Source organism: Pseudomonas sp. BJP69, assembly GCF_007633355.1.
Lineage (GTDB): Bacteria > Pseudomonadota > Gammaproteobacteria > Pseudomonadales > Pseudomonadaceae > Aquipseudomonas > Aquipseudomonas juntendi.
Map to the genome: position 1 here is coordinate 2674633 of NZ_CP041933.1, position 12426 is coordinate 2687058.

At 55.0% G+C, this 12426-nt stretch carries 12 protein-coding genes; 8 read left to right on the forward strand and 4 right to left on the reverse strand.

Annotated elements, in window-relative coordinates; genetic code table 11:
• The first annotated feature begins 10 nt into the window (after positions 1-10).
• Together FPB55_RS12310 and FPB55_RS12315 are read left to right on the forward strand one after the other, a co-directional pair.
• A complete protein-coding gene (locus tag FPB55_RS12310; protein WP_029886792.1) occupies positions 11-817 on the forward strand; it encodes a hypothetical protein in 807 nt (268 codons plus the stop codon).
• Between the two features lie 367 nt (positions 818-1184).
• Positions 1185-2012 (forward strand): hypothetical protein, encoded by an 828-nt coding sequence (locus tag FPB55_RS12315; protein WP_029886791.1) that lies wholly within the window; start codon positions 1185-1187, stop codon positions 2010-2012.
• Positions 2013-2417: 405 nt separating this feature from the next.
• Here FPB55_RS12315 and FPB55_RS12320 read toward each other — a convergent pair whose 3' ends face one another.
• Positions 2418-3326: a LysR family transcriptional regulator gene (locus FPB55_RS12320; RefSeq protein ID WP_029886790.1), complete on the reverse strand. Its 909-nt coding sequence runs from the start codon at positions 3324-3326 to the stop codon at positions 2418-2420.
• Positions 3327-3428: 102 nt separating this feature from the next.
• On the opposite strand from FPB55_RS12320, the gene FPB55_RS12325 reads away from it, so the two are divergent.
• Positions 3429-4181, forward strand: a complete 753-nt coding sequence (locus FPB55_RS12325; RefSeq protein WP_029886789.1) for an SDR family oxidoreductase — start codon at positions 3429-3431, stop codon at positions 4179-4181.
• A 62-nt stretch (positions 4182-4243) separates the two neighbouring features.
• Here FPB55_RS12325 and FPB55_RS12330 read toward each other — a convergent pair whose 3' ends face one another.
• Entirely contained in the window at positions 4244-4828 is a 585-nt protein-coding gene (locus tag FPB55_RS12330) for a hypothetical protein (RefSeq protein ID WP_029886788.1), read from the reverse strand.
• 321 nt (positions 4829-5149) lie between these two features.
• On the opposite strand from FPB55_RS12330, the gene FPB55_RS12335 reads away from it, so the two are divergent.
• From FPB55_RS12335 to FPB55_RS26280, 5 genes are all read left to right on the forward strand, one after another.
• Positions 5150-6316: a hypothetical protein gene (locus FPB55_RS12335; RefSeq protein WP_029886787.1), complete on the forward strand. Its 1167-nt coding sequence runs from the start codon at positions 5150-5152 to the stop codon at positions 6314-6316.
• A 183-nt stretch (positions 6317-6499) separates the two neighbouring features.
• The gene (locus FPB55_RS12340) at positions 6500-7408 is read left to right on the forward strand and encodes a LysR family transcriptional regulator (protein ID WP_029886786.1); all 909 of its coding nucleotides are present in this window, start codon (positions 6500-6502) and stop codon (positions 7406-7408) included.
• 103 nt (positions 7409-7511) lie between these two features.
• Positions 7512-8501, forward strand: coding sequence for a zinc-dependent alcohol dehydrogenase family protein (locus FPB55_RS12345; protein WP_029886785.1), 990 nt, complete (start codon positions 7512-7514; stop codon positions 8499-8501).
• Between the two features lie 208 nt (positions 8502-8709).
• A complete protein-coding gene (locus tag FPB55_RS12350; protein WP_029886784.1) occupies positions 8710-9012 on the forward strand; it encodes a nucleotidyltransferase in 303 nt (100 codons plus the stop codon).
• 479 nt (positions 9013-9491) lie between these two features.
• Positions 9492-9653 carry a hypothetical protein gene (locus FPB55_RS26280; protein ID WP_172828438.1) on the forward strand — a complete coding sequence of 54 codons (162 nt, stop codon included), beginning with the start codon at positions 9492-9494 and terminating at the stop codon, positions 9651-9653.
• Between the two features lie 340 nt (positions 9654-9993).
• Here FPB55_RS26280 and FPB55_RS12355 read toward each other — a convergent pair whose 3' ends face one another.
• Complete coding sequence (locus tag FPB55_RS12355; RefSeq protein WP_029888084.1) at positions 9994-10743, reverse strand: NAD-dependent deacylase; 750 nt, start codon at positions 10741-10743, stop codon at positions 9994-9996.
• Between the two features lie 1161 nt (positions 10744-11904).
• On the reverse strand, positions 11905-12201 hold the full coding sequence (locus FPB55_RS12365; RefSeq protein ID WP_144188276.1) for a hypothetical protein: 297 nt from the start codon (positions 12199-12201) through the stop codon (positions 11905-11907).
• Between the last annotated feature and the right edge of the window lie 225 nt (positions 12202-12426).

Sequence of the window (12426 nt, forward strand, 5' to 3'; positions counted from 1 at the left end):
TGCCGCAACAATGAAACCTGAGATGTCTGAGTTTTCCTACGGCTTCGCTTTCACCAACGAGCTGATCACAGCGCCTGGCGCTCATGTTGTGGCTGCCCCCGAGTTTCCTTCACTGCAGAAGGAGGGAAAACCGGGTGGTGGCTACGACGTCAAGATTCCTTTCGGATCGCCACTGTTTCTGCAGTTCAAGCTGAGCCATCGCTTGGAGCGCACGAACTGCAAGGAATACAACCTGATGGGGGGCGCCTACTACCGTTGGCACCTCCATGCGTTAAGGCATTCCGCGCAGCATGATTTGTTACTGGAACTGGAAAGCACGGGCAACGAAGTCTATTACGTGGCCCCTGCGTTCCATCTAAGCGCCGAGCTCAACACGCATTACCTGTCGAAGCAGATCGTCGACAACTCGTTAGGGTTCCGCCCCAATGATATAGGCGTGCTGCCTGATGATGATGAGCACTACGTCGTGTTCAATAGCCACCCTGTGGCCTACCGATGTTCGGATGACCCATCGCAAGTCAAAACCCACATGATGAGTGATCTTCTAGGTACCTCCCGGGATCAACGAGCCACCCGGGATCTGGATGAGGGCGGGATTCGCCAACTTGGTCAGTTGATCGTCGATGCGCTTCGTAAAAGCAGAAGCCGGCGCCTCATCGGGCACAAGTCGGTCAATCCAGATGAGGTCGCGCGGGCAATCGATGGCCAGCCTACGCTTCGTACGCTTGCATTTATTTCGCGCACAGTTCTGGATTCCGAACTGCTCATCGTCAGAAATGAGCCAACGGCGAAGCGCATCCTTCGCAAGCGAGGGTAGGTTGGTAATGCGTCGTTTGGGCCCTGGACTCCAGCTGCGGTCTTGAAGGACTCCCCACGACCGAGCAAATGTTGAGTACTGGGGGAGCCTCGTACGCATTCGGCTGGGCAACCCACTGCCTACCCATGTACACCGTGCAGTTGACGCGATGAAACGTTATCACCAGGCTCAGGCAAATGGTGTAACGGGTACTGAGCTGGAGCGCCTGCCACATGAACTGATGAGGCGGCGCGCAGCATGTGCAGGGCGAACGCATTGCCGCTCCAGCCCTTGCAGTTGCGGCAATCCTCATATGATGATGGCGCTTTGAAATCGCGTAAAATCTCGTACCTTGGTCAATGCAAGGTCTCGTTGTGCGAAGGACAGCATGAGAAAAATTACGAAAAAGCAAGTGGTCGGCGCCAGTGCAGCAGTGGTAGTTGTTGTGCTGACGAATAAATACCTGTCTCACGTAGAGGAACGAAATCGGTACGCCTATAACGCTTCCGTAGTTGCGAAGCTACCAGTACTGCCGTTCGAATCCAAGGAGCTTAGCGTCCAGGAAAAAGCTGAGGCGATGGATATCTACGATCCACAAAATCGCATTCTGGTCACTGCTGGTCTGGCGAAAAAGTACCAAAGATTTGAATTCGAGAAGGAGTACAAGACTTTCCTGGAGTCTGGACAGGAAAAGCCAAAGGATAAATTTGAAGCCAACCGGCGCTCAACTGAGAATCGTGTGGCTGCAGAGGAGGCTTTCACTCGCTACCAGATGAAGTTCGCGAAAGCTCCACCAAAGCTCATGACAGGAAACACGTCGATCCGTTTCGGAGACTATGACTTCGATAATCACTCGTTTCTCGTCAGCGATATCGGTAGAACCAGCGGGCCTTTTCCTGCTGCCATGTTTAGAAACGTTGGCAATCCAGGCTTAGTGCGTGGCCCTGGCACCAGCAGCTTTGAGCGTCTGGCCTCGGCGACAAGGGCCTATAGCGTCTCCAGCCGCACCTGGCGCGTGAGTGAGGACATCGCCAAGGACATAGACACTGAACGCTTCGAGGTCTATGCCAAGAGCTATTTTGAGACTATGTACTCGACCTCGGAGGGAGATGGCTTGATGCTCTACTGCATTCAGATGGATCTGTTCGCCGACCCAGCGATGACGATTCCCTTGGGATCTCAGGGGTGCAATAGCCTTAATGTGACGATGAACTGATTTCCCACAATCTCCCAGCAAGCTCTTTCTAACCCTTTCAATCAATAGGCGAGGGCAGGTATTCTGGGAGTGTATCGGCGTTGGAGGAGTTCCGCTTGCCATGGGCTGAAGTGCGGACTGATCGCCGGCGCCGCGCCCCAATTCGGGGGTAGGCCAATCGCTGCTTCGGGCTCGAAGAGGCCGGCTGGATCGTTGCTAGGCCTTCTATATTCTGTTTGTATAACGGGCCTTACGAATGTGGCTTGGAGGTGGCTAGGGAACCACGGGCAATTCACTCATCCGACACGGATGGCTCAACGGAGTAGCTCAGACAATCGAGTTGGATGAGGTAGCCGACAAAGGAGTACACATGTACTCCTTACGACAGCTTCTGACAAAATCCCCCCAGCGCCTGCTTGGGACTGACTACCGCCAGGCTGGGCTTGAAAGGTGTTCCGCAAAGAAATCAGAAAGGGCCTGAACTTTTCTCGGCCGTGCACGTGCTGATGGCGTTACGAAATACAGACCGCCTTGCGTCATGCGCCACTCAGGCAGTATGTGCTGTAGACGTCCATCGGCTAGGTATTCGGCGACGATGAACTCCGGAAGCTCAGCTATCGCAATCCCCGCCAGCAAAGGCTCGACCAATGCATCGGAGTTGGTGACACGTAGCGGGCCGCGCGGTGTTACATCCTGCTCGCCGCCATCACCGTGGGTGAAGCGCCATACCTGACTGCGCGCTCGATAGGCGTAGCTCATGCACGCATGAGCAACCAAATCACGTGGATGACTTGGATGGCCATGCCGAGCCAGGTACGACGGGGCTGCTACCAAGTACTGGGTTACTGAACAAATCCGTCGGGCAACCAGTGAGGAATCGGGGAGGGCAGCGATCCGCAATGCGGCATCGAAACCATCAGCTACCAGGTCGACTGTTGAATCCGATAGGTGTAGATCCAGCTCAAGTCCTGGGTAACGCTCCAGTAACTCGGGAAGCAACGGCGCGACCCAACGCAAGCCGAACGACATTGGTACGGCTAAACGCACCAATCCCCGCGGCTGCACAGATAGCTCCTGAGCTTCGCTTTCCATTTCCTCAGCCTGGCGATACAACGCACTCGCTTGATCAACCATGCGCTGGCCAAACTCGGTCATAGAGAGTTGGCGTGATGTCCGGTTAAACAGACGACCGCCAAGGCGCTCCTCTAAGCGTGCAACCGCCCGGGACACCGTAGGTACCGACACACCCATGGCCCTGGCGGCCGCCGCGTAAGAGCCCTCTTCAGCCACTTTGGCGAACATAGCCAGTCCTTCAAAATCCGGAATCCTTGGCATTTCAAATCTGCAATGATGTCTTTCAAATGATTCTATTTTGAAAAAAGTCTGCGGTCGATACGCTTCTCCCACACCGATCACAACCTCAACGGGAGAAACATCATGAGCAAAAAACTTGAAGGCAAAATCGCACTGGTTACTGGCGGCACTACCGGCATCGGCCTGGCCACTGCTAAACGCTTTGCTGAAGAGGGCGCCCACGTTTACATCACCGGCCGCCGCCAGGCTGAATTGGACAAAGCGGTGGAGCTGGTGGGCAATGCCACCGGTATTGCCGTTGACTCCACGAAGCTCGAACAGCTGGATGCCCTGTACGCCCGCATCAATCAGAACCATGGGCGGCTCGACGTGTTGCTCGCCAACGCCGGCGGTGGTTCCATGCTGCCTTTGGGCGAGATCACCGAGGCCCACTACGACGATACCTTTGACCGTAACGTGAAGGGCGTGCTGTTCACTGTTCAGAAAGCGCTGCCACTGCTGGCGCATAACGCATCGATCATTCTTACGGGTTCTACCGCTGGAAGCTCGGGTACCGCAGCGTTCAGCGTGTACTCAGCATCGAAGGCCGCTGTCCGCGCCTTTGCTCGTAGTTGGATTCTGGATCTCATGGATCGCGCAGTAAGGGTCAACACCCTCAGTCCGGGCGCGACTCGCACTCCCGGCCTGGTCGACTTGGCTGGCCCAGATGCAGAACAACAGCAAGGTCTGCTCGACTACTTGGCTTCGCAAGTACCATTGGGGCGAGTCGGAGAGCCCATCGAGATTGCCAACGCCGCAGTGTTCCTCGCAAGCGATGACTCAAGCTTCGTAAACGGAGCTGAACTGTTCGTAGACGGGGGGCAGGCACAGATTTGACGCTGATGATCTGCGAGAGGAAGGGGGATCGCCCCCCTTCCTTGCCGCACTCAATCTCGAGCTTAGCGTTTCAGTCCGCGGCGCAGCATGTCAGCTTTGACCTTTTCGTCGATCAGCTCGTGGGGAGGGTTTTCTGCCACGAGGTGCTTCTGATCAAAAATGTCCGGGAAAAATTCTTTGGCCAATTCAACTGGCACGGCTGCACTTGAGTGCCAATACCTAAGCCATGCGATCAGTTCTTGGGCATCGCTGAGAAGGTAGAGCGGTTGAGGGTTGCGCGTACGAAACGCCTCTATCCGAGACCTACCAAACCCAGTCCTCGCCTCACGGACTTCATCGCCTCGCTCATCCCATCCAATCCAGTAAGAATCGAAACCTACATCGTCATCATCATCGGCGACCATTCGGACATGGCTAGCCTGCGGATGTGGAAGCCGAGCAGCACAGATTTTTCGCATGATCGCGTCATGGATGTGAGCGGCTGTGTCTGCTGGTGCTTTTTCGAGGTTTGTTTTGAAATGATGATAGTGGGCGAATCCTAGCAGCTTCGCTTTGAACTCAAGGGTTTGGGCGTGAGTGAGGTGCTGTGGGACATCGGCAACCTCCATTGATTTGAAGGCGCTGAGAATGAATTCGGTGGTAAACATGGTCGCATGACTCCACTGTCATGGCCTTGATAGCGCATACGCACTTCGCTGAACATGCTGCTTGCTGAGCCGGCCACAGGGAGTTATGTGGTAACCGAAGAACCGAGATTTCCCACGCAGCAGGGAGGTTCACGGCAAACCCTGCAGATTAAACTAGCAAAGTGTCCTTCACCCATGCAAGCCCTCTAGGCCGATGCTCAATGCTTCCCAAGCTGAGCATGAGTTGAATGTCAGCGTCTAAGACCTAGCTCAGAACAAGCTGAAGCTAACGAGCTAACCTTGGCAGGACAAAAGTTGGAGAACCTGCTTGGAGACGGCTAGATGCACAAGACAGTTTCTTTCCCGGCCCAAGAGCTTTTCGAGAAGGTTTGGTCGACACCTGTCCTGACGCTCGCACGAGAAATAGGTGTCTCAGACGTTGCGCTGGGTAAAGCCTGCAGAAAGGCGGGTATCGCTGTCCCTCGCCGCGGCCATTGGGCAAAACCAGCAACGAAACGACCGAAAAAACCTGCTCCACCAACCTCTAACGAGCTGGTGTCATTTCGTGTGCTAGACCGCACCTTGTTCCCTGAAAAACTGGCGTCCGTAACCGAGGAAATACCTCCGCCACCCAAAGTCACGATCCCTGACAGTCTTGTCGATCCACATCCACTCGTAGACCGCTGGCGGAAGACGGCACAGAAAGCCAAAGCGATTGAAGGAAGGCTGGCGCTCCAGCAAGACAACGTGCTCAACACCAGGATCTCACCAGCACTCATCGATCGCGCCGCGATCCTCCTGAACACGCTGATCAAGCACACCGAGACCAATGGCTGTAGGTGGGCCGTATTCAAACAGCAGACGACGGTTACCTTCGACGGAGAAACGGTCTACGTAACACTGCGAGAAAGGTTGCTGAAGCAAGAGCTGCCACCGCCGCCACCAGACCCAAAGCCGAAAAAAGTCTGGACTCTAGACCTCTCACGCATGGGGATGCCTAGGTATGAGTTTCTCTCTACTGGAGAGCTCACCTTGATTCTCAGGGAAAGCCCAGACTACGGGCCGCAGAAAACATTTTCCGACGCGAAAACAGGAAGAATTGAGGACAAAATCCACCTCTTCATCCCGGGCTTAGAGGCTCTCACCAAGAGAATCAAGGTATCTCGCGAAGAATGGGAAGAGAAAAGGCGCCGCGACGAGGAGGAGGAAGTCATCCGCAAGGCTCACGCGATCAAGTCGGAGCAACAACGGCGCCTGCGAAAGCGCTTGGTGCGCAACCTCGAGCACTGGGAAAAAGCCAAAAGGCTGCGGTCTTTTGTCGACGCGGTGGTCAGAGACTGCCAGGCAGAAGCTGACCAGGTCGAAGCATGGGCGGAATGGGCGCGCCAGCAAGCCGCGCTCTTAGACCCGTCAACATCGCCCGCCACCATTTCTCTCGACTGCCAGATTGAAAGCTATTTCACTGGATACAGGATTGCGAAAGATGAGGACGATTGGTGGGAACGCTAGAAGGCGGTTAGTCCAACCTATACGCTCTAGCGCTAGTTCCAGAAAGCCGCTGCCCAGCAGGTGGATGCCATCCTGTCGCGATCGCCCATCTTCCCAATCTGGCGACAACGGCATTTCACGCTTCAGACTGTGATTGAATGGTAGGCGACTGCTTAACTGAGCAGCATCTACCTGGAGCTATGAATGGATGTGCTGAATGCGATGCAAGTGTTCGTGAGTGTTGTGGAGACGGGTAGTTTTACCAACGCTGCACAGTCACTTCACATGCACCGGCCATCGGTGTCAAAGACAATCCAGCTCCTTGAGCAGCGACTTGATGGACGACTGCTCAACAGGTCTACACGCAGTCTCAGCATGACCCCAGAAGGTGAGGCGTTTTACCATCGGTGTAAGGCCATCCTCGACAATGTCGGCCAGGCGATGGCTTCGCTGAGTGATCGTCCAGAGCGATTGATCGGGAAGCTGCGGGTTGACTTGCCGGTGTCGGTGGGCCACCTGCTCATCATTCCGTCACTGATGGAGTTCCAGCAACGCTATCCTGGGATCGAGTTGACGCTGGGTACCAGTGATAAGCCAATCGACCTCATCAGCGAAGGCGTTGATTGCGTCGTGAGGCTTGGCGCCTTGGAAGATTCCAGCTTGATCGCCAGTGGGATTGGCTATCTACCTATGGTGACGTGCGCCTCTCCAGCGTATCTGGCGCGACATGGGGTACCCGAGCAAATAGGTGATCTGAGCAAACACCTTGCGGTCAACTACTTCTCCGGCAGCAATCCTCGCACGCTGGAATGGTTGTTTGTTGACGGTGAAGAAATCCACACCGTTCGGGTCAAGTCAGCAATCAACGTGAATGACACTCAAGGCTTCGTCGCATCAGCCTTGGCGGGGTTCGGCCTGATCCAAGGCCCTGCGCTCAATGTTCAGGCTCATCTTGATTCCGGCGCGCTGGTGCGGGTAATGCAGCACTGTCCAGTACCTTCAAAGCGTGTCTCGATCCTGTACCCCCACCGCGAGCTGATGCCTCCAGCGGTCGATGCCTTCGTAGTATGGCTGCGGTCGCTAATGGCTGAAAAGGGCTTGAACCAGCCTTGATTGGTAATTTCAGGGATACCAGTCTGTAACTCGTGCGTGTCTTTTTCTCCGGCTTGCAGCTCAGTAATTTTGCCCTTTGAGCATTCGCAAGAGGAACAAAGACATGTCTAAGGTTGTTCGATTCCACCGTCTTGGCGGCCCTGAGGTTCTTCAGATTGATGAGCTTGATGTCAGGGCTCCAGGCCCAGGTGAGGTGAAGATCAAGGTCAAGGCGCTTGGGCTCAATCGCGCGGAAGCGATGTACCGCTCCGGCCAGTATACCTTTACTCCCGACATGCCCGCGGCCCTGGGCTATGAGGCAGCAGGCACGATTGAATCGGTCGGAGAGGGCGTGAGCGAGTTTGCCGTCGGTGATGAAGTGAATGTAATCCCGGCCTTCTCATTTGCGGATTACGGCATGTACGGCGAAACCGTTGTCGCGCCGGCGCATGCCTTGGTGAAGCAGCCAGCAGGGCTGTCTTCAGTAGAAGCTGCTGCTACCTGGATGAAGTACGTCACCGCTTATGGCGCGTTGGTGGATATCGGCCAGCTACAGAAAGGTGAGATTGTGCTGATCAGGGCTGCATCGAGCAGTGTGGGGCTGGCAGCTATTCAGATCGCCAATTCCCTTGGCGCCATTCCGGTAGCTTTGACCCGTACCTCGGAGAAGCGCCAGGCTCTTGTGGACGCAGGGGCAGTGCACGTGATCGCAACCGCTGAAGAGGATCTGGTCGCCGCTGTAGCTCGCATCACAGACGGGAAGGGTGCACGCATGGCCTTTGACCCCGTGGGTGGCCCTGAGGTGGGAAACATCCTGCGATCACTGTCTTTCCTAGGGATTTTCTTCCAGTACGGCGCACTAGAGACGTCTGACATCAGCGTGCCAGTGATGGAGCTGCTCGGCAAAGACTTGACCATCCGCGGTTACCAGCTTTTCGAGGTTACCCAGGATGAGGCTCGGCTGAACAGGGCCAAGGCGTTCATCACCGAGGGCCTGGAGAACGGCAGCTTGCGTCCAATTGTCGGCAAGGTGTTCAAGTTCGACGAGATCGTAGAAGCACACCGGTACATGGAGTCAAACAGCCAGGTAGGCAAGATTGTTGTAGAGCTCTGAATTGATCATGGCCCGGGCGAATGCAATGTCTGCCCGGACATAGCAGAAGCGGCTCGTGTATGTAGGTAGTCAGCGGTGGATGTGCGTCGCTGGACAGGTGTCCTATCGGTAACTCCGCCACTAGACACGCGACGCCGTAGTAGGATTGCGGAAACCCGTCGACGACCACACGCCGTTTGAGCACCTAGAGTACGAAAGGTGACCCTGCATGAAACCATCCGACGCCATCCAAGGGAAAACCAAGGAGATTAAGCAAGCTGTCGAGTCCTACGGTTTCGTGGACGTCCGGATATTCGGCTCCGTTTGCCGCGGTGAAGACAGGGAGGGCAGCGACCTCGACCTCCTTGTGACCATACCAGCTGAGCGGGCAGGGAAGATCTCTCTCTTCGACATCTTGGATCTTGAATCGAAGTTGGAGGAAATGCTGGGGGTACCGGTTGATATGAACGTGGCGAACAACATACCTGACCACCTCAAACGCGAGGTGGAGCGCTCAGCCATTCTCCTATGATCGGGCGATGCGGCCCGCTCCGTGGGGTGTCGGAAGCTTTCTATTCGAAGAATTTGATTATTTTTCGTCCCCCCCTTGAAATCAATTTTTAAAACCGGAGCTTTCTAGTTTGTAGTCAAAAGCAAAGCAGCGGTGTCCCAGCCACCGCGCATTGGGCATGCACCACACCTGCTAACAGGTTTTCGGTTTTGCCTTTTAGATTTTCGCTGTTGAGCGAAGCCGATTTTTTGGGCTGATTTTCTCTAGGAAAGTCAGAGATCAGTTCGCTCCGCTCCCCGAGCAATACTGGTCGTTTTTTGCGGGCCTGTAAGGCCCCGGCTTTGTTTTGCCCCCAAAAAACATGTGAATAACCTTATTTTTTAAAGGTTATTTGTGCACTCACCAAGGTGGATTGCTTGGCCTCTGCCATAGGGTATAGTACCGTCGCTCAGAGGCTACTGCCCGGTAGCGTCGATTCGTTTCAGCCATTGGCACCCTGAATGACACGTGAAAAATCTGCGAAAGAGCAGAGCCCACCACTCGATGCTTTTGAACTCAAAATGGCTCGTGAGCGCCCAACTTTTTTGAATCAAGAAGTGCTTGATGCCATTGCCCGAGAGCATGCTGGCGACCTGATCAGAATCGCCAACGGCTTTGGATGACGAGACATTGTTGGTGCCCATTCAGCTGCCTAAGTGACAAACATACCTGCGATGATCCGAGCATCTAGCAAGGCATGATGAGGGAGGTCTGACCCGTCGTTCAGCGGCTCGAGGGTGAGCGCGTTGGTGGGCGCCGGATACACGTTTTGCGGCCACTTACCTTCGTTGTACGCAAGTTCGCAGAACAGCTCCCAGTCGTACTCTGGGGCATCAGTCAGTACCGTGATCACGCAGTCGAATGAGCGCAAAAACGCAATCAGCCCCTCTCGGGCAACGAGAATGGGACAGGATGACCTGGGCATGCAGTCGACCTGGCATCCACTTTCAAACCCAAGGTGAATCAGCCGAAAGCGCTCTCGACCAGTTCTTGCATAACAGAGGCAGGCCCCTGCAAAAATACTTCTTGGCCACTGACCTCAAACCGTACCGGATTGACATGCACAACCCTCGCACCTGCCCCTAGAGCACGTAAGGGCAGCTCCGCAGCTGGGAACACGACACCTGATGTTCCAATCGAGAAGAACAGATCACAGTTACCTGCCGCGGTAAGGCCAGCACTCCAGGCCGACTCTGGAAGCATCTCTCCGAACCAGACCACTCCAGGCCTGATGTACCCATTACATTCAGCGCACCGCGGTGGCTCAAGACGGCAACCATCCACGGGTAATTCATTAGATGGAAGGGACGTCACGTGCGCATGGCCGCAGTCAATGCACCTGGGGGCGCGAAGGCTGCCATGAAGGTGGATCACGTCTTGACTACCAGCGCGTTCATGCAGGTCATCCACGTTCTGGGTCACGACTGTCGGCTTAGGAACGTGCTGAGCGAGTTCTGCTATCGCGAGATGAGCTGCATTCGGCTGCGCTTGGAGCACTTTCAACCTACGCCACTCATACCAACCCCAGCACAGCCCAGGATCCGCACGGAACGCTTCGGCTGTCGCTAATTGAGCAGGGTCGAATCGAGACCAGAGACCGGTCAATGCATCTCTGAATGTTGGGATCCCACTCTCGGCGGATACGCCGGCACCGGTGAAAACGACAACGTGCCTTGCCTCCTGCAACAGCTCAGCGATGGTAGTGAGAGGCATTGAGATGTCCTGGAAATTCGTTCCCTTGAGGTTACCCGAGCCTACCTGTTTGGTCATAGTGCGATGCTGAGGGATCGAGCAGCAGTGTTTGTGTAAGTCGTATAAGTGTCCAGAAAACCAAGCTGGCGCTAAGGCGCAGGTAAGACCGTGTAGGAGCGGTTCACATCAAAAATAACTGTATGTTTATACAGTTAACCTATCAGCAACGGAGAAACGCATACCGATTGAGCAGATTTTGCATCGCTGGCGCTGGTAGAAGGGCACGGAACCGGACATTCCGTCAAAGCCCTATAATTTCTCGTAAGCCCCAAACCACGGGTCTTCCAGGCTAACTATGCTGCCTTTTCTGGACAGTTATGAGACGGCAGCGAGCTATGAGTATCAAATCTACCGGTAGGGAAAATAAAACTGTATGCATATACAGCCCCTCCGCGCTAGGACAAGTCATTGTGTCCGATGGGGTAGGCGCGTCGTTTTCCAAAATGCTAGGGTGAAGCTCGCAAGACGCCATTCACCCCATTGCGAGGCACCAATGAAAAGGACAGGAAGTCGGCAGCGCGCAAGGGAAAGCATCGCCAGAATGATCGCAAAGATCCAGAAACTCGAGGCAGCCCGTCACTCAGGACAACCTGGAATCATTGAACGACTGAAGGGTATGTTTGGAGTCGCGCTCAGGGCACAGCAGGGTGTCGAGTCGAACCGGCAAGTACAGTAGGGCAGATGACTTTGCCGAGCATGGCTTACGTACCAATTTTCTAGGGAAGAACTGTCCGAGTTCTTGAGCGGCCTGCTGGCGATGAGGCAAGAATCAGCCCCCTTGATCAATCGCTGGCGCCTGTAGCCTTGTCGCGACTGAATGATCCACGAAACTACTCGACCTGAATCTGGTACGGGTACCGCGTGCAAGCGGAGCGCGCAAGGCGTGAGGATCGAAGCCCGGAGGGCCAAGACGAAAGCGAAGCGGCCGGCTTGGTTCACGAGAGCCGACCCAACGGGCACGCCCTGGAAAGCCCTAAATGCCTACTCGTCGAGCTCCAACCGACATACTGGTTTCCCACGCCGGGTCAAAATCAACGTATGACCTTTCTCTGCGAGCTTGAGCACTCGACGAAAACGTCGACGCGCCCGGCTGATGCTCATCACGTACTCCATAAAACCCTCTTAACCTAACAATCGTCGAAGAAGCCCTTCGACCTGCGTGTTTTCATACCTGGCACATAGCTCGTCGAGCTTGGCGCCCCGACGCTCACCAGTCGCAAGGCTCAGCCCATGCAGAGCTTTAAACAGCCGTTGCTGCTCCTCAACACCTTCGCGAACGTCTTGCCACATTGAATTGACCAGTTTCACCACCGACTCCAACTCAGCAGCCAGAACCTGTGTCTCGATGAGCTTGTTACTGTTCACTGTCGTCTTGAGAGTCACTTTACGCTGCTCAAGCTCTTGGAGCTGCTCGCTCAAGCATTCGGCCTAGCCAATCGACGTGGCAATTCCAGCGATGAAGGCTTTGTCTTCCTGGACGCTGTAGATAGCCAGCGAACCGTCGGCGCCACCGGTAACATCGGGGTGGTGGATTTGATAGACATCAGAGAGATGCTCCCCCCTGACCATCCCATGTAAACCGACCCGGTGGAGGCGCTTAAGCAATATCCCCAAGCTCAAGCCGCAGGCATCCAGCCACGCTCT